The 25,990-nt window shown below is 75.8% G+C and carries 2 protein-coding genes (1 of these 2 only partly in view); both read left to right on the top strand.

From position 1 onward, the window contains the following. Window positions 1–11,465, top strand: the 3' portion of a protein-coding gene (locus QP089_RS37805; RefSeq protein WP_285918572.1) for a non-ribosomal peptide synthetase. Its footprint begins 4,177 nt before the window's first position; 11,465 of the gene's 15,642 nt are visible here — the last part of the coding sequence; its start codon lies off the left edge, out of view; the stop codon is at window positions 11,463–11,465. Next, complete coding sequence (locus tag QP089_RS37800; protein ID WP_285918571.1) at window positions 11,462–25,990, top strand: non-ribosomal peptide synthase/polyketide synthase; 14,529 nt, start codon at window positions 11,462–11,464, stop codon at window positions 25,988–25,990. Before QP089_RS37805 ends, QP089_RS37800 begins: the two co-directional genes overlap by 4 nt.

Genomic DNA, 25,990 nt, shown 5'->3' with positions numbered 1-25,990 from the left:
GCATCGAGCTGGTGGTCACGCTGCTGGGCGTGCTGAAGGCCGGAGCCGCGTACCTGCCGATCGACCCCGAGCATCCGGCGGAGCGGATCGCGGGGATGCTGGCGGCCGCGGACGCGGCCTGCACGGTGACGGCGTCCGCGCACCGCGACGCGCTGCCCGACGGGACGTCGTCCCTCGTCCTGGACGACCCGGGCACGGCCGCCGCCCTGGCCACCCTGGCCGGCCGGTCCGCCGAGGCGCCGGCCGGTACCGGGCTCCGGCCGGGCCACCCCGCGTACGTGATCTTCACGTCCGGTTCGACCGGCGTCCCGAAGGGCGTGGTCGTGCCGCATGCCGGGATCGTGAACCGGCTGACCTGGATGCAGGCGCGCTACGGACTCACGCCCGCCGACCGGGTGCTGCAGAAGACGCCGTCCGGGTTCGACGTGTCGGTGTGGGAGTTCTTCTGGCCGCTGCTGGAGGGCGCGACCCTGGTCGTCGCGGGGCCGGGCGACCACCGCGAGCCCGCCGTCCTCGCCTCGCTCATCGCCGAGCACGAGGTGACGACCCTGCACTTCGTCCCGTCGATGCTGGAGGCGTTCCTCGCCGAACCCGCGGCCGCCGCGCCGACGAGCCTGCGCCGGGTGATCTGTTCGGGGGAGGCGTTGCCGCTGGCCGTGCAGCGCCGGTTCTTCGACCTGCTGCCGGGCGTCGAGCTGCACAACCTCTACGGCCCCACGGAAGCATCGGTCGACGTCACGGCCTGGCAGTGCCCCGCCGGCCAGACCGCGGGGCCGGTGCCGATCGGCGGCCCGGTCGCCAACACCCGTGCCTACGTGCTGGACGGGACGCTCGAACCCGTGCCGGCGGGTGCGGCCGGGGAGCTGTACCTCGCGGGCGTGCAGCTCGCCCGCGGATACGCGGGACGGCCGGGGCTGACGGCCGAGCGGTTCGTCGCCGACCCGTTCGACGCGAGCGGGCGCCTGTACCGGACCGGGGACGTGGCGCGGTGGGCCGCCGACGGGCGGCTGGAGTTCCTCGGCCGGACCGACGACCAGGTGAAGATCCGCGGATTCCGGATCGAGCCCGGCGAGGTCCAGGCCGTGGTCGCCGCCCATCCCGGGGTCGCGCGGGCCGCGGTGGTCGCGGCGAAGGGCGGCTCCGGGGACGTCCGCCTGGTCGCCTACATCGTGGCCGCCGCCGACGCGGACTCCGGCGCCCTCACCGGAGACGGGAGCGGTGACGGCATCTCGGCGCCGGTGCGCGCTTTCGCCGCCGCCCGGCTGCCCGCCTCCATGGTGCCGTCGGCCGTGATCGCGCTCGACGACCTGCCGCTGACGGCGAACGGCAAGCTCGACCGCTCCGCGCTCCCGGCACCGGACTTCGCCCGCCTCGCCGGAACGGGCCGCGAACCCGCGGGCGACCGCGAGAAGACCATCTGCGCGGCGTTCGCCGAGATCCTGGACCTCCCGGCCGTCGGGGTGGACGACGACTTCTTCCGCCTGGGCGGGCACTCGCTGCTGGCGATCCGGCTGCAGGAGGTTCTGCGCGCCCGCGGGGTGCCGGTGTCGGTCCGCACCCTGTTCGAGCGGCCGACCCCGGCGAGCCTCGCGCTGTCCACCGGCGCGGAGCCGGCCGCGGTGCCCGGTGGCGCCGTCCCGGACGGCGCCACCGGCATCACGCCCGGGATGCTGCCGCTGGTCGAGCTGGACGCCGCCGAGATCGAACGCGTCGTCGCGACCGTGGACGGCGGCGCCGCCAACGTCGCCGACATCTACCCTCTGGCCCCCATGCAGGAGGGCCTGCTGTTCCATCACCTGCTCGCCGAGGGCGGCGAGGACGCCTACGTGATGCGGGCGGTGCTGGAGTTCGACTCCCGCGACCGCCTGGACGGATTCGTCGACGCCCTGCGGCACATCGTCGACCGGCACGACATCTACCGCACCTCGATCGTCTGGGAAGGGGTGCGGGAGCCGGTGCAGGTGGTGTGGCGCCGCGCGGTCCTGCCGGTGACGGAGGTGACGCTGGACCCCGGCGGCGCCGACCCGGTGGCCGAGCTGGTCGCCGCCGGCGGCGCCGCGCTGGATCTGCGCCGTGCGCCGCTGATGAGCGTGCACCTGGCCGCCGACCCCGGCCGCGACGGCCGCCGGCTGGCGCTGGTGCGCATGCACCACACCGTCCGCGACCACACCACGCTGGAGATCGTCCTGCGGGAGGCGCGGGCGTTCCTCACCGGCCGCGGCGCGCACCTGCCGCGACCCCCGGCCTTCCGCGACTTCGTCGCCCGGGCCCGGGACGAGATGCGCAGGCCGGACCACGAACGGTACTTCGCCGGGCTCCTCGGCGACGTCACCGAACCCACCGCGCCGTACGGCCTGATGGAGGTGCGCGGCGACGGCGCGGACACCGCGCACGGCGTGGTCCCGCTCCCGCCCCGCCTGCACGAGCGGCTGCGGCGGACCGCCCGCCGCGCCGGCGTGAGCGTGGCGACGGTGATGCACGTCGCGTGGGCGCGCGGGCTCGCCGCGGTGGCGGGCCGGGACGACGTCGTCTTCGGGACGGTGCTGTTCGGGCGGATGAGCGCCGGACCCGGCGCCGAGCACGTCGCGGGCCCGTTCATGAACACCCTGCCCGTGCGCCTGCGGACGGACGGGACCGGTGTGTTCGAGGCGGTGCGGACCATGCGCGGCCAGTTGGCCGAACTCCTCGAACACGAGCACGCCCCGCTGGCGGTGGCGCAGCGCGCCAGCGGCGTCGCGGCCGACACGCCCCTGTTCACCTCGTTCCTCAACTACCGGCACAACAGCGGGCAGGACGTCGGGGCCGGCCCCGACGGAGTGGCGGACGGGGTCGGCCTCGTCCACCTCCGGGAGCGCACCAACTACCCGCTGGTCGTCCTGATCGACGACAACGGCGACGGCATCGACGTGGTCGTCGACGCGGTGGCCTCCATCGACCCCTGCGCGGTGGGCGCGCTCGTCCGCACCGCGACCGAGGGGGTCGTCGACGCGCTGGAACGGGCCCTCGACGGTGGCCCGGACCTGCCGCTGAGCGCGGTGGAGGCGCTGCCGCAGGACGAGCGCGAGCGGCTGCTGGCGGAGTGGAACGCGACCGGGGAGCGGGTGCCCGCCGGGTCGCTGGTGGAACTGTTCGAGCGGCGGGCGGCGGACTCGCCGGAGTCGGTGGTGGTCGCCGGCGCGGAGCGGGTGCCGTTCGCCGAGCTGGACGAGCGCGCGAACAAGCTGGCGCACTTCCTGGCCGAGCAAGGCGTGGGCGCCGAGTCGGTGGTGGGCGTGTGCCTGCCGCGCGGGACGGAGCCGGTCACGGCGATGCTGGCGGTGTGGAAGGCGGGCGCCGCGTACCTGCCGCTCGATCCGGCGCAGCCGGGCGAGCGGATCGCGTTCATGCTGGCCGACGCACGCGCGGCGCTGGTCCTCACCACCGACGAGATCGCCGAGGACCTGCCGGCGGGCCGGATCCGGGCGGTGGCCCTCGATGATCCGCTCACCCGCATGCGGGTGGAGACCGCGCCCGGGTCCGCCCCGCAGACGGCGGTGCATGCCGACGGGGTCGCGTACGTGGTCTACACGTCGGGTTCGACGGGGCGGCCCAAGGGCGTGGCGGTCACGCACGGCGCGGTGGCCAACTACGTCTCCTCGGTTCCCGGGCGTGTGGGGTTCGGGCCGGGCCGGTACCTGCTGCTGCAGGCGCAGGCGACCGACCTGGGCAACACTGTGCTGTTCGCGGCGCTGGCGCACGGCGGTGAACTGCACATCCTCGACCAGGACGCCGTGACCGACCCCGACGCGGTCTCCGCCTACATCCGGGCGCACGGCATCGAGTTCATGAAGGTGGTGCCTTCGCACCTGGCGGCGCTCGGCGCCTCCGCCGTTCTTCCGGGCCGGTCCCTGGTACTGGGCGGTGAAGCCGCCCCGCCCGACCTGGTGCGGGAACTGGTGGACGCCGACCGCTGCCGGGTGTTCAACCACTACGGCCCGACCGAGGCCACGATCGGCGTGGCCACCACGTCCCTGGCCGGTGACGGCCTGGTCCCGGTGGGCTCGCCGGTGGCCAACACCGCCTTCTACGTTCTGGACGCCTCGATGCGTCCGGTCCCCGCCGGGGTGTCCGGGGAACTGTACGTCGCCGGCGCGCAGGTGGCGCGTGGCTATGTGGGGCGGCCCGGGCTGACCGCCGAGCGGTTCGTCGCCTGCCCGTTCGTCCCCGCTGCGCGGATGTACCGCACGGGCGACCGGGTGAGGTGGACGTCCGACGGGCGGATCGAGTTCCTCGGCCGCGTCGACGACCAGTTCAAGGTGCGCGGCTTCCGCGTCGAGCCCGGCGAGGTCGAGGCGGCGCTCCTGGCGCATCCCCGGGTCTCCCAGGCGGCGGTGGCCGGACGCCGGAACGCGCTGGTCGCCTATGTCGTCACCGACGGCGGCCCGCTGGAGGGGCTGCGGGAGTTCGTCGGGGGGCGGCTGCCCGAGCACATGGTCCCGGCGGTGGTGGTGGAGCTGGACGCGCTGCCGCTCGCGTCCAACGGGAAGGTGGACCGCCGGGCGCTGCCCGAGCCCGACCTCGCCCGGCGGGCGGGGACGGGACGGGGCCCGGCCGACGTCCGCGAGGAGGTCCTGTGCGCGGCGTTCGCCCAGGTGCTCGGCTTGGACGGGGTCGGCGTCGACGACGACTTCTTCGAACTGGGCGGGCAGTCGCTGCTGGCGGTGCGCCTGGTGGAGATCCTGCGGTCGCGGGGCGTGCCGGTGTCCGTGCGGGCGCTGTTCGACGCGCCGACCCCGGCGCGGCTCGCCGCCTCGGCCGCCGCCGCGCCGGTCGCGGTGCCGGACGTTCTGGTCCCGCCGGGCGCGACGGAGATCACGCCGGAGATGCTGCCGCTGGCGGACGTGACTCCGGAGGAGGCCCGGCGGATCGTCGCGACGGTCGAGGGCGGCGCCCCGAACGTCCAGGACGTGTACCCGCTCGCCCCGCTCCAGTCCGGGCTGCTGTTCCACCACCTGCTGGCGGACGGCGGTGACGACCTGTACGTCATGCCGGCCGTGCTGGAGTTCGACTCCCGCGAACGACTGGACGCGTTCGCCGGGGCGCTGCAGAACGTGATCGACCGCCATGACATCTACCGCACCTCGATCGTCTGGGAGGGCGTGCGGGAGCCGGTGCAGGTGGTGTGGCGCCGCGCCGCCCTCCCGGTCGCGGAGGTCGCACTGGACGCGGCCGCCGCGGATCCCGTCGCCGACCTGGTCGAGCTGTGCGGAACCTCGATGGACCTGCGGCGGGCGCCGCTGATCGACCTGCACGTGGCGCAGGGCCCCGGCGGCCGGTGGCTCGGCCTGATGCGGATCCACCACCTGGTGCGCGACCACCGGTCGTGGGACCTGGTGCTGGGAGAGGTGGCCGCGTTCCTGTCCGGCGCAGGCGCGGAACTCCCCGAGCCGGTGCCGTTCCGCAACTTCGTCGCCCAGGCCCGCGGCGGCGTGGACCAGGACGAGCACCGCCGGTACTTCGCCGGGCTGCTGGGAGACGTGACCGAGCCGACCGCGCCCTACGGGCTGGTCGACGTCCGCGGCGACGGCACCGGCGTGGTGCGCGAGCGGACACCGGTCGACGCCGCGCTGGACCGGCGGCTGCGGGCGGTGTCGAGGCGGCTCGGCGCGAGCCCGGCCACCGTCCTGCACCTGGCGTGGGCGCGGGTGCTGGCCGTCGTGGCGGGCCGCGACGACGTGGTGTTCGGCACCGTGCTGTTCGGCCGGATGAATGCGGGCGAGGGCGCCGAGCGCGTGCCGGGACCGTTCATCAACACGCTGCCGGTGCGGGTCCGGACGGGCGAGGCGACCGTGCTCGCCGCCGTGGCGGCCATGCGCGGCCAGCTCGGGAACCTGCTGGAGCACGAGCACGCCCCGCTCGCGCTGGCCCGGGAGGCGAGCGGCATGGTGGGCGACACGCCGGTGTTCACGGCGCTGTTCAACTACCGGCACCTCGTCGGCGAGGGCCTGGACAGCGGCGCCGAGGGCGGCCGGGACGAGGTGATGGCGGGAATCCGCCTGCTGTCGTCGCGCGACCGCACCAACTTCCCCCTCGCCGTCGCGATCGACGACAGCGGCGACGCGCTGGAAGTGGTCGTGGACGCCGTCGCGCCGATCGAGGGCCGCGGGGTCGGCGCGCTGATGCGCACCGCCGCGGGCAACCTGGTGACGGCACTGGAGGCCGCCCTGGACGGCGGTCCCGACATCCCGCTGAACGCCGTCGAGGTGCTGGGCGGGGAAGAGCGGGACAAGGCGCTGACGCGGTGGAACGACACGGCGGAGGATCTGCCCGCCGTGACCGTGCCGCAGCTGTTCGAGTCCGTCGTGGCGTCCGCGCCCGATGCGACCGCTCTGGTGGCCGACGGTGCAGAGCTGACGTACGCGGAGCTGGACGCGCGGGCGAACCGGCTCGCGCGGCTGCTGATCGGCCACGGCGTCGGCCCGGAGTCGGTGGTCGCCGTGGTCGTGGACCGCGGCGCCCGGCTGGTCGTGGCGCTGCTCGGCGTCCTGAAGGCCGGCGCGGCGTACCTGCCGATCGACCCCGGCAACCCGCAGGAGCGCATCGCCTTCATGATCGGCGAGTCGCGCGCGGTGCACGTGCTCGCCTCGGCGGCGACCGAGGCGGCCGTCCCGGAGTCGACCGGGGTGCCGCTGCTCGTGCTCGACCGGCCTTCGACGGTGGAACGGCTGGCGGGTCTGCCGGACGGGACGGTCGCCGACGCCGAGCGGCTCGCGCCGGCGGCGCCGGACCGACCGGCCTACATGATCTTCACGTCGGGGTCGACGGGCACCCCGAAGGGGGTCGTGGTGCCGCACCGCGGGGTGGCGAGCCTGGTGGCGTCCACGCGCCGGAGCCTCGCCCTCGGCGAGGGCGGAAGGGTCCTGCAGTTCGCCTCCCCGGGGTTCGACGCCGCCACCTGGGAGGTGTGGATGGCGCTCGGGTCGGGTGCCGCCCTCGCCGTCGCGGCCGCGGACGACCTGCGCCCCGGCGACGGCCTGGCGGAGACCATCGCCCGGCTCGGGGTGACGCACCTGTTCGCGACCCCCGCGATGCTGTCGGTGCTGGACCCGGCGGACCTGGCGTCGGTGCGGACGCTGGCGTCGGGAGGCGAGGCGGTCGGCGCGGAGACCGTCGACCGGTGGTCGCGCGGCAGGCGGTTCGTCAACGCCTACGGCCCCACGGAGACCACGGTCGTGGCGACGATGTCGGCGCCGCTGGAGCCGGGCGACCGGCCCGTGATCGGCGGACCCGTCGCCAACACCCGCGTCTACCTGCTCGACGACCTGCTGCGGCCCGTGCCGGCCGGGGTGGCGGGCGAGCTGTACGTCACCGGTGCGGGACTGGCCCGCGGCTATGCGGGCCGGCCGGGGCTGACGGCCGAGCGGTTCGTGGCCTGCCCGTTCGAGCCGGCGACGCGCATGTACCGCACCGGGGACGTCGCGCGCCGGCACTTCGACGGGCGGCTGGAGTTCGCCGGCCGCGCCGACGACCAGGTGAAGGTCCGCGGCTTCCGGATCGAGCCGGGCGAGGTGCAGGCGGTGCTGGCCGCGCATCCCCGGGTCGCGCGGGTGGCGGTGGTCGCCCGGGGCGACGCTCCGGGAGACCGGCGCCTGGTGGCCTACGCCGTCCCGGCCGACACCGACCGGCTGGACGACCTGGCGGCGAGCGTCCGGGAGTTCGCCGGCCGGCGGCTGCCCGAGCACATGGTGCCCGCCGCGGTGGTCTCACTGGACGCGCTGCCGCTCACCGCGAACGGCAAGCTGGACCACGACGCGCTCCCGGTCCCCGACTTCGCCGCGATGGCCGGGTCGGGCCGGGCGCCGTCCAGCACCCGCGAGCGGATCCTGTGCGAGGCGTTCGCCGAGGTCCTGGGGCTTTCCGAGGTGGGGCCGGACGACGACTTCTTCGAGCTCGGCGGCCAGTCGCTGCTGGCCGTGCGGCTGGTGGAGGTGCTGCGGGAGCGCGGCGTGACGGTGCCGGTGCGGATGCTGTTCGACAAGCCGACCGCCGCCGCGCTCGCCGCGTCGTCCGGGCCTGACGGTGCCCCGCGGGCCGAGGCGGTTCCCGCGTCCCTGATCCCGGCGGGGGCCGCGGCCATCACCCCGGACATGCTCCCGCTGGTCGAGCTGGACGCCGCCGAGATCGAACGGATCGCCGCGACCGTGGCGGGCGGGGCCGCGAACATCGCCGACATCTACCCGCTCGCGCCGCTGCAGGAGGGCCTGCTGTTCCACCACCTGCTGGCCGACGGCGGCGACGACGTCTACGTGCTGCCGACGCTGCTGGAGTTCGAGGCGCGCACCGGGCTGGACCGGTTCCTGGACGCGCTCCAGCAGGTGGTGGACCGGCACGACATCTACCGCACCTCGATCGTGTGGGAGGGCGTCCGCGAACCCGTCCAGGTGGTGTGGCGCCGCGCCGCCCTGCCGGTCGAGGAGGTCGCGCTCGCCCCGGGCGCCGCCGACCCCGCGGCGGAGCTGCTCTCCTCGGTCGGCATGGCCGTCGACCTCGGCCGGGCGCCGCTGATCCGGGTCCACGTGGCGGGTCTGCCGGGCGGCCGGTGGCTCGGCCTGGTCCGGGTGCACCACATGGTCCAGGACCACACGGCGATGGAGGTCGTGCTCGGGGAGGTCGAGGCGTTCCTCGCCGGCCGCGGCGCCGACCTGCCCGCGCCGCTTCCGTTCCGCGACTTCGTCGCGCAGGCGCGCAGGGGCGCGAGCGAGGCCGAGCACGAACGGTACTTCGCGCGGCTGCTGGCCGACGTGACCGAGCCCACCGCCCCCTTCGGGCTGGTGGACGTGCACGGGGACGGGACGGACGCCGTCCGCGTCCGGGTGCCGTTCGCGGACGGCACCCGGCGGCGGCTCCGCGAGGTGGTGCGCCGCCTCGGCGTGAGCGCGGCGACGGTGATGCACGTCGCGTGGGCGCGGGCCCTCGCGGCGATGTCGGCCCGCGACGACGTGGTGTTCGGCACCGTGCTGTTCGGCCGGATGACCGCGGGGACCGGTTCGGACCGGGTGCCGGGGCCGTTCATCAACACGCTGCCGGTCCGCGTCCGGACCGGCGGGACGGGCGTGCTGGAAGCGGTCGCCGCGATGCGCGCCCAGCTCGCCGAGCTGCTGGAGCACGAGCACGCCTCGCTCGCGCTGGCGCAGCGCGCCAGCGGCGTGGCGGGCGACGCGCCCCTGTTCACCGCCCCGTTCAACTACCGGCACGGTACCGGCGACGAGGGCTCCGGACGGCGCGTGGACGAGCGCCCCGGAATGGAGGGCGCCCGGCTGCTGTTCACGCGCGAGCGCACCAACTACCCCCTCGCGGTGGCGATCGACGACAACGACGACGCGATCGCGGTGGTCGTGGACGCCGCGCCGCCGATCGACGCGGGGGCGGTGGGCGCGCTGGTGCGCACCGCGGCCGAGAACCTGGTCGCGGCGCTGGAGACGGCCCTCGGCGGTGGCCCGGACCTCATGCTGAGCGCCGTCGAGGTGCTGGACGACGCCGAACGCGACCGCCTTCTCGCCGCCTGGAACGCCACCGGCGAGGACGTCCCGCCCGCCACCGTCCCCGAGCTGTTCGAGGCGCGGGCCGCGGCCGCGCCCGGCGCGCTCGCGCTGGTCGACGACGCCGCGGGTTTGACCTACGGGGAGCTCAACGCGCGTGCGAACCGGCTGGCGCGGTCGCTGATCGCCGAGGGGGTCGGCCCGGAGACGGTCGTCGCGGTCGTGATGGACCGCGGCGCCGACCTGGTCGTCGTGCTGATGGCCGTCCTGAAGGCGGGCGGCGCCTACCTCCCGGTGGACCCGGGGTATCCGGCGGAACGGATCGCGCTGATGCTCGGGGAGTCCGGCGCGGCGCTGGTGCTGGCGTCCGCCGGGTGCGTCCGCGTGGTCCCGCCAGATGCCGCGGTGCCGGTGCTGGTCGTCGAAGGCGACCGGGTCCGGGGCCGCGCGGCGGACACCGGCGACGCGTCCGCCGCCGACGCGTCCGCCGCCGACGTGACCGACACCGACGTGACCGACACCGACGTGACCGACGCCGGGCGGCTCGCCGCGCTGCGCCCGGACCACCCCGCGTACATGATCTTCACGTCCGGCTCGACCGGCACGCCCAAGGGCGTCACGGTGACCCACGCCGGCGTGCCGAGCCTGGTCGCCGCCCAGGTGCGGCGGTTCGAGGTCGGCCCCGGAAGCCGGGTGCTGCAGTTCGCCTCGCCCGGATTCGACGCGGCCACCTGGGAACTGGTGATGGCGCTGTGCACCGGCGCCGCGCTGGTGGTGGCCCCCGCGGAGGCGCTGCTGCCGGGTCCCGAGCTCGCCGGGACCGTCGCCCGGCACGGGGTGACGCACCTGACCGTCCCGCCCTCGGTCCTGGCGGTGCTGGATCCGGCGGACCTGCCGTCGGTCACGACCCTGGTGTCGGCGGGCGAGGCGCTCGGCCCGCGGGAGGCGGCGCGCTGGTCGCCCGGCCGCCGGTTCGTCAACGCCTACGGCCCGACCGAGACGACCGTCTGCGCGACCGCGTCCGAGCCGCTGCCGCCGGACGGCCCCCCGGACATCGGCGGCCCTGTCCTCAACACCCGGATCTACGTGCTCGACGGCGCCCTGCGACCGGTCCCGCCCGGGGTGGTCGGCGAGCTGTACGTCGCCGGCCCGGGCCTCGCCCGCGGCTACGCGCGCCGTCCCGGTCTCACCGCCGAGCGGTTCGTCGCCGATCCCTTCGGGGCCCGGTCCGGCGAGCCGGGAGGGCGGCTGTACCGGACGGGCGACCGCGTCCGGTGGCGCCCGGACGGGCGGCTGGAGTACGCGGCCCGCGCGGACGACCAGGTGAAGATCAGGGGGTTCCGGGTGGAGCCCGGCGAGGTCCGCGCGGTCGCGGCGGACCATCCGCACGTCGCCGCGGCCGCGGTGGTCGCGCGCGAGGACGTGCCCGGCGATCGGCGGCTCGTCGCCTATGTCGTCCCCGCGCCCCCAGGAGACGGAGGTCCGGCGGAGGACGGCGGATCGGGATTGGAAGCCGCGGTCCGCGAGCACATCGCGCGGCGGCTCCCCGCTCACATGGTGCCCGCCGCCGTCATGGTGCTGGACGCGCTGCCGCTGACCGCCAACGGCAAGCTCGACCACGGCGCCCTGCCCGCGCCCGACACCGCCGCGCGGGCGGGTGCGGGCCGCGCGCCCTCCAGCCCGCGCGAGGAGGCCCTCTGCGCGCTGTTCGCGCAGGTGCTGGGCTTGGAGACGGTCTCGGTGGACGACGACTTCTTCGCGCTCGGCGGCCACTCGCTGCTCGCCACCCGGTTGATGGGGCGGGTGCGCGCCGCGCTGGGCGTGGACGCGCCGCTGCGCGTCCTGTTCGAGGCGCGCACGGTGGCCGCGCTCGCCGGCCGCCTCGGAGATCGCAGATCGGAGCGACCGGCCCTCCGGCCGATGCGCGAGCGGGAGGGAGCCCGATGATTCCGTTGTCGTTCGCCCAGCGCCGGCTGTGGTTCGTCGCCCAGCTCGAAGGGCCGGGCTCGACCTACAACCTGCCGGTGGCGGTGCGGCTGACCGGACGTCTCGACGTGAGCGCGCTGGACGCGGCGTTCCGCGACGTCCTGGAGCGGCACGAGGTGCTGCGGACGGTGTTCGCCACCGAGGACGGCGAGCCGGGCCAGCGCATCCTGAGCGTGGAGGAGCTGGGGTGGGAGCTCGCCCGCGCCGACGTCGCCGCGGCGGGACTCGACGCCGCGCTCACCGCCGAGGCGCGGCGGCCCTTCGACCTGGGCCGCGACGCGCCTCTCCGGGCGTCGCTGTTCCGGGTGGGGCCGCAGGAGTGGGCGCTGCTGATCGTCGTGCACCACATCGCCGGGGACGGCTGGTCCATGGGGCCGCTGGCCCGCGACCTGGCGACCGCGTACGAGGCGCGGTGCTCCGGCCGCGGCCCCGCGTGGGAGCCCCTGCCGGTGCAGTATGCGGACTACGCGTTGTGGCAGCGGGAACTGCTGGGTGACGCGGACGATCCGGACAGCCTGATGTCACGTCAGCTCACGTTCTGGCGCGAGGCGCTGGCGGGCGCCCCCGAGGAGCTGGACCTGCCGTTCGACCGTCCTCGCCCCGCCGCCGCGTCGTACCGGGGGCATCGCGTGCCGCTGGACGTCCCCGCCGAGGTGCACGCGCGGGTGGTCGAGCTGGCGCAGGCCGAGGGCGTCACCGTGTTCATGGTGCTCCAGGCGGCGCTCGCGGTGCTGCTGTCGCGGCTGGGGGCGGGCGAGGACGTCCCGATCGGGACGGACGTGGCGGGGCGCACGGAACCGGCGTTGGAGGACCTGGTCGGGTTCTTCGTCAACACGCTGGTCCTGCGCACCGACCTGTCCGGCGACCCCACCTTCCGGGAGGTGCTCGCCCGCGTCGGGGAGACGGGCCTGTCGGCGTTCGACCATCAGGACGTGCCGTTCGAGCGGCTCGTGGAGGAGCTGGCGCCGAGCCGCTCGCTGTCGCGGAACCCGCTGTTCCAGGTGATGCTGACCCTGCAGAACACCGACGAGGCCGCCGCCCGGCTGCCCGGGCTGCGGGCCGAGCCGGTGCCGGTCGCGATGGCGACGGCCCGGTTCGACCTGGACGTCCTCGCCACCGAGGCGTTCGGCGCCGACGGCGCCCCGGCCGGGCTGACCGGGCTGGTGATCGGGTCCGCCGACCTGTTCGACCCGGCGTCGGTGCGGCGGGTGGCGGAGCGGCTGCCGCGGGCGCTGGACCTGCTCACGGCCGCTCCGGACGCACCCGTCCGCGAGCCCTCGATCCTCGACGGCCGCGACCTGCAGGAGATCGGGGCGTCCAGGTCGCGCCTCGCCGAAGCGGCGCGGCCGCGCGGCGAGCGGGCCGGTCGCCGCCTGGTCGCGTACGTGGTGCCCGCCCCGGGTGCGGTGGTGGACGCGGACGAACTGCGGGCGTTCGTCCGGGAGGCGCTGCCGGAGTCGATGGTTCCCGGTGCGTGGGTGGAGCTGCCGGAACTGCCGCTGACCGCCAACGGAAAGGTCGACGTGGCGGCGCTGCCGGCTCCCGGGCCGGCGCGGGCCCGGGGCGGCCGCCGCGCGTCGTCGGAGCTCGAGGAACTGGTGTGCGGAATGTTCGCCCAGGTCCTCGGGGTGGACCGGGTGGGGGTGGACGACGACTTCTTCGCCCTGGGCGGTCATTCGCTGCTGGCGACGCGGCTGGTGAGCCGGATGCGGGCGGCGCTGGGCGTGGAGATCCCGCTGCGCGCGGTGTTCGAGGCGCCGACCGCGGCCGGGTTCGCCGAGCGGCTGTCCGGCGCGGACCGGGCCCGGACCGCCCTCACCGCGGTCGAGCGGCCCGAACGGCCGCCCCTGTCGTTCACCCAGCGCCGCCTCTGGTTCCTCGGCCAACTGGAGGGGCCGAGCCCCACCTACAACGTCCCGGTCGCGCTGCGCCTGTCGGGGCGCGTGGACCCGGCCGCGCTCGGCGCCGCGTTCCGCGACGTGATCGCCCGGCACGAGGTGCTCCGTACCGTGATCGCGACCGTGGACGGAGAGCCGTACCAGCGGATCCTCGACCCGGACGAGCTGTCCTGGGAGCTGACGACCGAGGAGGTCCCCCGGCAGGAGCAGGCGGCGGCCGCGGCGGCCGCGGCGGCGTACGCGTTCGACCTGTCGGCGGAGATCCCGATCCGCGCCCGGCTGTTCGACGGCGGCCCGGACGACCTGCTGCTGGTCGTGACCGTCCACCACATCGCGGGCGACGGCTGGTCCATGGACCCGCTGGCCCGGGACCTGTCGGCGGCGTACACGGCACGCCGCGCGGGCCGCGCTCCGGCGTGGGAGCCGCTGCCGGTGCAGTACGCGGACTACGCGTTGTGGCAGCGGGAACTGCTGGGCGAGGAGTCCGATCCGGGCAGCCTGATCTCGCGCCAGGTGGACTTCTGGCGGAACGCGCTGGCGGGCGTCCCGGAGGAACTGGGCCTCCCCTTCGACCGGCCGCGCCCCGCCGCCGCGTCCCACGAGGGGCACAGTGCGTGGTTCGAGCTGCCGGCGGACGTGCACGCGCGGTTGCTGGAGGTGGCGCGGGCCGAGGGCGCGACCTTGTTCATGGTGTTCCAGGGCGCGCTGGCGATGCTGCTGTCCAGGCTGGGCGCGGGCACGGACGTCCCGATCGGTTCGGCGAACGCCGGCCGCAACGACGAGGCCCTCGACGACCTCGTCGGCTCCTTCGTGAACACGCTGGTGGTCCGGACGGACCTGTCGGGCGACCCGTCCTTCCGCGAGGTCCTGCGGCGGGTCCGGGAGCGGAGCCTTGCGGGACTGGCGCATCAGGACGTGCCGTTCGAGCGGCTGGTGGAGGAGCTGGCGCCGTCGCGGTCGATGGCCCGGCACCCGCTGTTCCAGGTCGTCCTCACGATGCAGAACACCGTGGACGCGGCCCTGGAGCTGCCCGGCGTGACCGTCCGGGCCGCGCCGGAACTGTCCGCGGGCTCCTGGACGGCGGCCAAGTTCGACCTGGACGTCCTGGTCGGTGAGACGTTCGGCGAGCAGGGCGAGCCGGGCGGCGTCCGCGGCACGGTCAAGGTCTCGGCGGCGCTGTTCGACGAGGTGTGGGCGTCCTGGATCGCCGCGGCGTGGGCGCGCCTGCTGGAGGCGGTGTCGGCCGACCCCGCAGTGGCGCTGAGCGCGGTGGAGGTGCTGCCGGAGGCCGATCGGCACCGCGTGCTGGTGGAGTGGAACGCGACGCGGGGGCAGGCGCCCGCGCGTCCCCTGACGGAGCTGTTCCGGACCCATCTGGACGACGGGTCCGTCCTCGTCGCGGGCGGGGAGCAGGTGCCCTTCGCGGAGCTGGAGGTGCGCGCGAACCGGCTGGCGCACTTCCTGATCGCCCAGGGGGCCGGGCCGGAGACGGTGGTGGCCCTCTGCCTTCCCCGCGGCGCCGACCTCGTCACGGCGATCCTCGCGGTGTGGAAGGCGGGCGCGGCGTACCTGCCGATGGACCCCGCGCAACCCGGGGAGCGGATCGCGTTCATGCTCGCGGACGCGCGCGCCGCGCTGGTGCTGACGACCGACGAGGTGGCCGACGGGCTGCCCGCGGGCCGGGCCCGGACGCTGGCGTTGGACGATCCGCTCACGCGAACGCAGATCGAGCGGGCACCGGCCTGCGCACCGGAGGCGGAGGCCCACGCGGACGGGACCGCGTACGTCATCTACACCTCGGGCTCGACGGGCCGCCCCAAGGGCGTGGCGGCCACGCACGGCGCGGTGGCGAACTACGTGTCGTCGGTCCCGGAGCGGGTCGGGTTCGGTCCGGGCCGGTACCTGCTGTTGCAGGCGCAGGCGACGGACCTGGGGAACACGGTCCTGTTCGCGGCGCTGGCGAAGGGCGGTGAGCTGCATGTCCTGGACGAGGACGCCGCCACCGACCCGGACGCCGTCGCCGCCTACGTCCGGGCGCATGCCATCGAGTTCATGAAGGTGGTGCCGTCGCATCTGGCGGCGCTGGGCGCCTCCGCCGTGCTCCCGGCCCGCTCCCTCGTCCTCGGGGGCGAGGCCGCCTCCCCGGAACTGGTGCGGGAACTGGTGGGCGGCGGCTGCCGCGTGTTCAACCACTACGGGCCGACCGAGGCGACCATCGGCGTCGCCACGACCCGCCTGACCGGCGGCGACAGGGTGCCCGTGGGGTCACCCGTGGCCAACACCGCGTGCTACGTCCTGGACGCGTCCCTGCGTCCGGTGCCGGTCGGGGTCCCCGGGGAGCTGTACGTCACCGGGGCACAGGTCGCGCGCGGGTACGTCGGACGGCCGGGGCTGACCGCGGAGCGGTTCGTGGCCTGCCCGTTCGCGCCCGGCGCGCGGATGTACCGCACGGGCGACCGGGTGAAATGGACCCGCGACGGCGAGATCGTCTTCCTCGGGCGGGTCGACGACCAGGTCAAGGTGCGGGGGTTCCGCGTCGAGCCGGGCGAGGTGGAGGCGGCGCTGCTGGCCCATCCCGGCGTGGCCCGGGCCGCCGTCGCGGCGCGCCGCGACGCCCTCGTCGCCTACGTCGTCACCGAGGACGGCGCGCAGGTCGAAGGGCTCCGGGAGTTCGTGGCCGGCCGCCTGCCCGAGCCCATGGTCCCGGCCGCGGTGGTGGTGCTGCCCGAGTTGCCGCTGGCCTCCAACGGCAAGCTGGACCGCCGGGCGCTGCCCGACCCCGACTTCGCCGGGCGCGCCGGTTCGGGACGGCGCGCGGCCGGCGTCCGGGAAGAGCTGCTCTGCCTGGCGTTCGCCGAGGTCCTCGGCCTGGACCGGGTGGGGGTCGAGGACGACTTCTTCGCGCTCGGCGGGCATTCGCTGCTGGCGGTGCGGCTGGTCAGCCGCGTGCGGACGATGCTCGGGGTGGAGGTCGAGGTCCGCACCCTCTTCGAGGCCCCCACCGTCGCGGAACTGGCCCTGCGGCTGGACGGTGCGGGCCCGCGGCGCGCGCCGCTGACCGCCCGGCCGCGGCCCGAGCGGATCCCCCTGTCCCACGGGCAGCGGCGGCTGTGGTTCATCTCCCAGCTCGAAGGGCCCAGTGCCGCCTACAACATCCCGGCCGTCCTGCGGCTGACGGGCGAGGTCGACCGAGAGGCGTTGGGCGCCGCGCTGCGCGACGTCGTCGAGCGGCACGAGGTGCTGCGGACGGTGTTCCCCGAGGACGGCGGCGAGCCCTGTCAGCACATCCTGGCCCCGGAGGCGCTCGACTGGGAGATGATCGTCGCGGGCCCCGCGACCGCGGAATCGGTCGCCGAGGCGGTCGGGTACACCTTCGACCTCGCTCGCGAGGTGCCGATCCGGGCCTGGCTGTTCTCCGACGGGTCGACCGAGCACCGGCTGGTCGTCGTCGTGCACCACATCGTCGGGGACGGCTGGTCGTGGACGCCGCTCGGGCGGGACCTGTCCGCCGCCTACGCGGCGCGGTGCGAGGGGACGGCGCCGGGGTGGGAGCCGTTGCCGGTGCAGTACGCCGACTACACCCTCTGGCAGCGCGAGATGCTGGGCGCCGAGGACGACCCCGGCAGCCTGGTCTCCCGGCAGGTCGCCCACTGGCGCGACGCCCTCGCCGGAGCGCCGGAGGAGCTGGAGCTTCCGGCCGACCACCCGCGTCCGGCCGTCGGCTCGTACCGGGGCCACAGCGTTCCGCTGCACGTCCCCGCCGAGGTGCACCGCCGTCTGGCCGAGCTGGCGCGGGCCGAGGGCGTCACCACGTTCATGGCGCTGCACGCCGCCCTCGCGGTGCTGCTGTCGCGGCTCGGCGCGGGCACGGACCTCCCGATCGGGTCGGTGGTGGCCGGCCGCTCGGACGAGGCGCTGGACGATCTCGTCGGGTTCTTCGTCAACACCTGCGTGATCCGCACCGACGTGTCCGGCGACCCGGCCTTCCGCGACGTGCTCGCCCGCGTCCGGGAGACCTGCCTCACCGCGCTGGCCCACCAGGACGTCCCGTTCGAGCGCCTCGTCGAGGAGCTGTCCCCGGCCCGCTCCCGGGCGCGCCACCCGCTGTTCCAGGTCATGCTGATGCTGCAGAACAACGCCGAGGCGGTCCTCGACCTGCCGGGCGTGCGCGCCGAGGGAGCGGATCCGGCGGGTCAGGCGGCGAAGTTCGACCTGGACGTGCTCGTGGGGGAGACCTTCGACGAGCGGGGGGCGCCGACCGGGCTCGGCGGCCGGATCGTGGGCGCGGCCGACCTGTTCGAACCGGAGACCGTCGCGCGGATCGCGGGCCTGTTCGTCCGGCTGCTGGACACCGTCACCGCCGACCCGGCCGGCCGCCTCGGCGCGTTCGACGTCCTGGACGCCGACGAGCACCGCCGCGTGATCGAGGAGTGGAACGACCCGGGCGTGGCGGCCGCCGCGGCGACCCTTCCCGAGCTGTTCGAGGCGCAGGCGGCGCGGACCCCCGGCGCCGTCGCGGTGGTGTCGGGCACCGAACGGGTGACGTACGCGGACCTGGACGCCCGCGCGAACCGGCTGGCCCGGTCGCTCGCGGCGCGGGGGGCGGGCGCGGAGTCGGTCGTGGGCATCTGCCTGGAACGCGGTGTGGACGCCGTCGCGGCGATGCTGGCGGTGGTGAAGGCGGGTGCGGCCTACCTGCCGCTCGATCCGGCGTACCCGGCCGAACGGCTGGAGTTCACGGCGGCCGACGCCGGCGCGTCCCAGATCGTGACCTCCGGCGGCCTCGCGGACCGGCTGGCGGGCTGCACGGCCGAACCGCTCGTCCTCGACGATCCGGACACCGCCCGGGCTCTCGCCGGGATGGACGCGGCGCCGATGGGGCCCGCTCCGGTCCGTCCGGACAACGCGGCGTACGTGATCTACACCTCCGGGTCCACGGGCCGGCCCAAGGGCGCGGTGGTCTCGCACCGCAACGTCACGGGCCTGTTCGCCCAGGCGCGGCCCCTGTTCGCGTTCTCCGGCGAGGACGTGTGGAGCTGGTTCCACTCGTTCGCGTTCGACTTCTCGGTCTGGGAACTGTGGGGCGCGCTGCTGCACGGCGGGCGGGTCGTCGTGGTGCCGTTCGAGACGTCGCGGTCGCCGGAGGAGTTCGCCGGGCTGCTGGTGCGCGAGGGCGTCACGATGCTGAGCCAGACGCCGTCGGCGTTCTACCAGCTGCTGAGCGTCCTCCCGCCCGGAGCAGGGGCGCTCGGGGACGTGCGGACGGTCGTGTTCGGCGGCGAGGCGCTGGACCCGGCGCGGTTGTCCTCGTGGTGGGAGCGCGGCGACGAAGCGGTGCGGCTGGTGAACATGTACGGCATCACCGAGACCACCGTGCACGTGTCGTTCCATGAGCTGGGAACCGGGTCCGCCGGCGGCGTCGTGGGACGGGGCCTGCCTGGCGTGGGCGTGTTCGTCCTGGACGAGTGGCTGCGCCCGGCGCCGGTCGGCGTCGCGGGCGAGATCTATGTCACCGGAGACCAGGTCTCGCGCGGCTACCTCGGGCGGGCCGCGCTGACGGGCGAGCGGTTCGTGGCGTGCCCGTTCCGGCCCGGGGCGCGCATGTACCGGACGGGCGACCGGGCCCGCTGGGACGCGACGGGCCGGCTGGTCTTCGCGGGGCGGGTGGACGACCAGGTGCAGGTCCGCGGGTTCCGGATCGAGCCGGGGGAGGTCGCGGCCGCGGTCGCGGCGCATCCCGCGGTGGCGCAGGCCGAGGTGGTCGCCCGCGAGGACGCGCCCGGCGACGTGCGGCTCGTCGCCTATGTCGTCGCACCCGACGCGTCCGGCGGGACCGGCGGCGACCTCGGCCGGGACGTGCGGACCTTCGCGGCCGGACGGCTCCCCGTGCACATGGTCCCGGCCGCGGTGGTGGCGCTGGACGCGCTGCCGCTGACGGTCAACGGCAAGCTCGACCGCGCCGCGCTGCCCGCCCCCGAGTACGCGGCCGGGGCGGGACGGGGCCCGGCCGACGCCCGGGAGGAGCTGCTGTGCGGGGCGTTCGCCGAGATCCTCGGCGTGGACCGGGTGGGGGTGGACGACGACTTCTTCGCCCTCGGCGGCCACTCGCTGCTGGCGGTCCGGCTGATCAGCCGGATCCGGGCGGTGCTGGGCGTCGAGGTCGCGCTCGCCGCGCTGTTCGAGGCGCCGACGGTGGCGTCGCTGGCGGCGCGGCTCGGCGGCGCCGCGCGGGCCCGCGCGGCCCTGACACCGCGACACCGGCCGGAGCGCGTGCCGCTGTCGTTCGCGCAGCGCCGCCAGTGGTTCATCGGGCAGATGGAAGGGCCGAGCGCCACCTACAACGTGCCGATCGCGCTCCGCCTCACCGGCGACCTGGACGCGGCGGCGCTGGACGCCGCGTTCCGGGACGTCATCGGGCGGCACGAGGTCCTGCGGACGGTCTTCCCCTGCGACGACGGCGAGCCCCGCCAGCAGATCCTGGACGCCGCGGACCTGGACTGGGCCGTCGAGACCGTCGAGGTCGCCCCCGCCGCGCTGGACGCCGCGGTCGGCGACGCGGCGGGGCTCCCGTTCGACCTCGCGACGCAGCTCCCCATCCGGGCCCGGCTGTTCGAGACCGCGCCGGGCGAGCGGGTCCTGCTCGTGGTGTTCCACCTCATCGCGGGCGACGGCTGGTCCGTGCGCCCGCTGGCCCGCGACCTGTCCGTCGCCTACGCCGCCCGCCTGGAGGGGCGCCCCCCGGCGTGGGAGCCGCTGCCGGTGCAGTACGCCGACTACGCGCTGTGGCAGCGGGACCTGCTCGGTGACGAGAACGATCCGGAGAGCCTCATCTCGGCCCAGGCCGACCATTGGCGCGCGGCGCTGGCGGGCGCTCCGGAGGAGCTGCGGCTCCCGGCGGACCGCCCGCGTCCGATGGTGCCCTCGCACCGGGGCCACAGCGTCCCGGTGGAGATCCCCGCCGAGGTGCACGCGCGGCTGGTGGCGCTGGCGCGCGCCGAGGGCGTGACGGTCTTCATGGTGCTGCAGGCCGCGATGGCGGTGCTGCTGTCCCGCCTCGGCGCGGGGGAGGACGTCCCGATCGGCTCGCCCAACGCGGGCCGCACCGACGCCGCGCTGGACGACCTGGTCGGCTCGTTCGTCAACACGCTGGTCATCCGTACCGACCTCGGAGGCGACCCCGGGTTCCGCGAGGTGCTGGCCCGGGTGCGGGAGACGAGCCTCGCGGCGCTGGCGCACCAGGACGTGCCGTTCGAACGGCTCGTGGAGGAGCTCACGCCGACCCGCTCGACCGCCCGGCACGCCCTGTTCCAGGTCATGCTGACGCTGCAGAACAACGCCGAGGCCGTGCTCGACCTGCCGGGCCTGCGGGCGGCACCGCTGCCGGTCGGCGGCGCCGCCGCGAAGTTCGACCTGGACGTGCTCGTGGGAGAGGCGTTCGACGCGGGCGGCGCCCCGGCGGGCGTGCGCGGAACGGCGATCGGCGCCGCCGACCTGTTCGACCGCGAGTCCGTCGCCGGGATCGCCGGACGCCTGGCCCGGGTGCTCGACCAGGTCACCGCCGCCCCGGACATGCGCCTCGCCGAGGTCGACGTGCTCGGTGCGGACGAGCGGCACCGGATCCTGGAGGAGTGGAACGACACCGCCACCGGGGTGCGCGCGGCGCCGATCCCGGACCTGTTCGAGGCGCAGGCGGCCCGCCGTCCCGCCGCGACGGCGGTCGAGGCGGGCGGCGCCGAACTGTCCTACGCCGATCTCGACGCGCGCGCGAACCGGCTGGCGCGGCTCCTCATCCGCCGGGGCGTCGGGCCGGAGTCGGTCGTCGCCGTGTGCATGGAGCGCGGCGCGGACCTCATGGCGGCGCTGCTGGCGATCGGGAAGGCGGGCGGCGCCTACCTCCCCCTCGATCCCGGATACCCGTCCGAACGGATCGCGTTCATGCTCGCGGACGCCCGGCCGGCGGCGGTGCTGGTCACGGCGGAGACCGCGGCCGCCCTGCCGGCCGGAACCGGCGGCGTCCTCGCCGTGGACGGGGCCTCCTCGTCCGCCGAGAGCCCGGACCCGGTCACCGGCGCCGACCGGCTGCGCCCGCTCTCGACCGCGCACCCCGCCTACGTGATCTACACCTCGGGGTCGACCGGCCGCCCCAAGGGCGTCGTGGTGTCCCACGCCGGGGTGGCGAGCCTGGTCGCCGGGCAGGTCCGCCATCTGGGCGTGGGACCGGGCGCCCGCGTCGGCCAGTTCGCCTCGGCGGGGTTCGACACCTTCGGGTGGGAATGGCTGATGGCGCTGCTGGCGGGCGCGACGCTCGTGGTGATCCCCGAGCGGGACCGTCTCGGCTCGGCGCTGCCCCGGTTCCTCGCCGACCGGCGGATCACCCACGTCACCCTGCCGCCCGGCGTCCTGGCGACCCTGGACGAAGGGTCGATCGATCCCGGGACCGTCCTGGTCGTGGCGGGCGAGGCGTGCCCGCCGGACGTCCTGGCGCGCTGGGCGCCGGGCCGGCGCATGTTCGACTCCTACGGCCCGACCGAGACCACCGTGGACGCCACCCTCTGGCGCTGCGACCCGGACGCGGCGGAGGCCGCGATCGGCTCGCCCGTGCTCGACACCGCCGTCTACGTGCTGGACGAGCGGCTGGCTCCCGTCCCACCGGGCGTGACGGGCGAGCTCTACGTGGCCGGCCGGGGCCTGGCCCGCGGCTACCTCGGCCGCCCCGCCCTGACGGCCGAGCGCTTCGTCGCCGACCCGTTCGGCAAGGCGGGCGCGCGCCTCTACCGGACCGGCGACCGCGCCCGGTGGACGCCGGACGGGCTGCTGCGCTTCGCGGGACGCGCGGACGACCAGGTCAAGATCCGCGGGCACCGGATCGAACCGGCCGAGGTCGCGGCCGTCCTGGCCGCGCATCCGTCGGTCGCCCGCGCCGCGGTGGTCGCGCGCGACGACACCCCTGGCGGCCTCCGGCTCGTCGCGTACGCCGTCCCCGAGGACGGCACGGCCCTCGACACCCGGGCGGTGCTGGCGTACGCGGCGGAGCGGCTGCCGGAGTACATGGTGCCGTCCGCTCTCGTGGCGTTGGACGCGCTGCCGCTCACCGTGAACGGCAAGCTCGACCGCGACGCCCTGCCGGCACCCGACGCCGCCACCGGTCCGCAGGACGGCCGCGACCCGGCCGACCCCCGCGAAGAGCTGCTGTGCGGGGTGTTCGCCCAGGTGCTGGAGCTGGAGTCGGTCGGGGTGGACGACGACTTCTTCGCGCTCGGCGGACACTCGCTGCTGGCGGTGCGGCTGGCCAGCAAGATCCGCGCGGTGCTCGGCGCGGACCTCGACATCCGCGAGGTGTTCGACGCGCCCACACCCGCCGCGCTCGCGGCACGGCTCGGCGGCGCGTCCGGGGCGCGTCCGCCGCTGGCGTCCCGGGAGCGCCCGGACCGGGTGCCGCTGTCGTTCGCGCAACGCCGCCTCTGGTTCGTCGCGCAACTGGACGGGACCGGCGCGACCTACAACATCCCGGTCGTGCTGCGGCTGACCGGCGACCTGGACCGGCCCGCCTTGGCCGCCGCGCTCCGCGACGTCGTCGGACGGCACGAGGTGCTGCGCACCGTCTTCCCCATGGCCGGAACCGAGCCGTACCAGCGCGTCCTCGACCCGAACCGGCTGGAATGGGGCCTGGAAGTCCGCCGAGTGGCGCCCGGCGGCCTCGACGCCGCGATCGCGGACGCCGCCGCGTACGCCTTCGACCTCGCGACCGAGCCGCCGATCAGGGCCCGGCTGCTGGAGGCCGGGCCGGACGACCGGGTGCTCGTGGTCGTCGTCCACCACATCGCGGGCGACGGCTGGTCGTGGGCGCCCCTGGCGCGCGATCTGTCGGTGGCGTACGCGGCGCGGCGTGCGGGGGGCGCTCCCTCATGGGACCCGCTTCCGGTGCAGTACGCCGACTACGCGCTGTGGCAGCGGGAACTGCTGGGGGACGAGGACGACCCGGAGAGCCTGATGGCCGCCCAGGTCGCCTACTGGCGCGACACGCTCGCGGGGTCGCCCGAGGAACTGCGGCTGCCCGCCGACCGCCCGCGTCCCGCCGTGACCTCCGGGCGCGGGCACAGCGTGCCGCTGGACGTCCCGGCCGACGTGCACGCGAAGCTGGTCCGGCTCGCCCGGGCCGAGGGCGTCACCACCTACATGGTGGTGCAGGCGGCGATGGCGGTGCTGCTCTCACGCCTGGGAGCGGGCGAGGACATCCCGATCGGCACCGCCAATGCGGGGCGTACCGACGTCGCGTTGGACGACGTGGTCGGCTTCTTCGTCAACACGCTGGTGATCCGGACGGACGTGTCGGGCGATCCCTCGTTCACCGAGGTGCTGGCGCGGGTCCGCGAGGCCGGCCTGGCGGCGCTGGCGCACCAGGACGTGCCGTTCGAGCGGCTGGTGGAGGAGCTGGCTCCGGCCCGGTCGCGGGCGCGCCACCCGCTGTTCCAGGTGGTGCTGACCTTCCAGAACAACACCCGTGCCGTGCTCGACCTGCCGGGCGTGGACGCCGCGGCGGTGCCGTCCGGCACGACCGTGTCGAAGTTCGACCTGGAGGTCAGCGTCGGGGAGCTGTTCGACCGGGGCGGGGCACCCGCGGGACTGCGCGGCGCGCTCGTCGCCGCCGACGACCTGTTCGACCCCGCCTCGGCCGTCCGGCTCGCGGAGCGGCTGACGCGCGTCCTGGAGGCCCTGGTCAGCTCCCCGACGCTCCCCGTCACCACCGCCCGGGTCCTCGACGAGGACGAGCGCAGGCGCGTGGTGCGGGAGTGGAACGCCACGTCGTCGCCGATGCCGGAGGCGGACGTGGTGGCACGGTTCGAGGCGCGGGCCGCGCAGTCGCCGGACGCGGTCGCGGTGGCCTGCGGTGATGAACGGGTCTCCTACGCCGACCTCGACGCCCGGGCGAACCGGCTGGCGCGGTTCCTGCGGTCCGAGGGCGTGGGTGCGGAGTCGGTCGTGGGGGTGTGCCTGCCGCGGGGGACCGACCTGGTGGTCGCCGTGCTGGGCGTGTGGAAGGCGGGGGCGGCCTTCGTCCCGGTGGATCCGGAGTACCCGGCGGAACGGGTGTCGTTCATGCTGGCCGACTGCGGCGCCGCCCTCGTCGTGACCGTCGACGAGGTCGCCGAGGAGCTGCCCGCCGGGCGGACCCGCGTGGTGGCACTGGACGACCCGCTCACCAGAATGCGGCTGGAGGCGGCACCGGCCCAGCCCCCGCAGGGGCCGAGGTCCCTGGCCTACATCATCTACACGTCGGGCTCGACCGGCCGCCCGAAGGGAGTGGCGGTCGAGCACGCGGCGCTGGCGAACTACATCGCGTGGGCGGCGGAGCGGTACGGCGCCGCCGGCGGCGCGGCGCCGCTGCATTCTTCGCCGGCCTTCGACCTGACCATCACGAGCCTGGTCGCCCCGCTGACGTGCGGAGGCCAGGTCGTCGTGAGCCCGGAAGGTGGCGCCGAGGGCCTGGCGGACCTGCTGCGGTCCGGGAGCGGCTTCGCGCTGGCGAAGGTCGTCCCCGCGCATCTGCCCCTGCTGGGAGGGATGCTGTCGGACGCGCAGGTGTCCGCCGCGGCGCGGGTCTGGGTCGTCGGCGGCGAGGCCCTGCCCGGCCCGCTGGCCCGCTCCTGGCTGGACCGCGCGCCGGGATCGGTCGTGGTGAACGAGTACGGCCCGACCGAAGCGGTGGTCGGGTGCTGCGTGTTCGAGGTCGCCGCCGGAGACGGGACCGGCGCGTCGGTGCCCATCGGGCGGCCGACGCCCAACACCCGCCTGTACGTCCTCGACCGGCGGTTGGAGCCCGTCCCGGCCGGCGTGCCCGGGGAGCTGTACATCGCCGGAGCGCAGCTGGCCCGCGGGTACGTCGGGCGCGCCGGGCTCACCGCCGAGCGGTTCGTCGCGTGCCCGTTCGAGGACGGGACGCGGATGTACCGCACCGGAGACCGGGCCCGCTGGAGCGCCGCCGGGCGGCTGGAGTTCCTGGGGCGGGTGGACGAGCAGGTGAACGTCCGGGGATTCCGGATCGAGCCGGGCGAGGTGCGGGCGGTGCTGGCCGCGCACCCGCTGGTGGAGCAGGCCGCCGTCATCGCCCGCGAGGACCGTCCCGGTGACACGCGGCTGGTCGGTTACCTCGTCGGCGAGGCGGCCGACGCCGAGACCGTCCGGCGGTACGCCGCCGACCGGCTGCCGGCCCATCTGGTGCCGTCGGCGCTGGTCGTGCTGGACGGGCTGCCGCTCACGGCCAACGGGAAACTCGACCGCGCCGCACTGCCCGCACCCGGGCATCGGGCCGCCGAGGGGCGCCCCCCGGCCACCCGCGAGGAGGAGCTGCTCTGCGCGGCCTTCGCCGACGTCCTCAGGCTGGACGAGGTCGGGGTCGACGACGACTTCTTCCTGCTGGGCGGCCACTCCCTCCTCGCCGTGGAGCTCGTCGGCCGCATCCACGCCGAGCTGGGCGTGGACGTCGGGATCCGGACCGTGTTCGACGCCCCCACACCCGCCGGGCTGGCCGGGCGGCTGGACGGCGCCGCCCCGGCACGCCCCGCACTGCGCCCGATGCGCGGGCGGTAG

Source organism: Actinomadura opuntiae (assembly GCF_030283205.1).
Classification (GTDB): Bacteria; Actinomycetota; Actinomycetes; order Streptosporangiales; family Streptosporangiaceae; genus Spirillospora.
Note: the sequence above shows the minus strand (reverse complement) of the source record. Positions and strands in the feature narration are given on the sequence as shown.

Excerpts from the sequence above, each read along its gene's own strand:
- QP089_RS37800 (WP_285918571.1), top strand. The coding sequence starts at position 11,462 with ATGATTCCGTTGTCGTTCGCCCAGCGCCGGCTGTGGTTCGTCGCCCAG.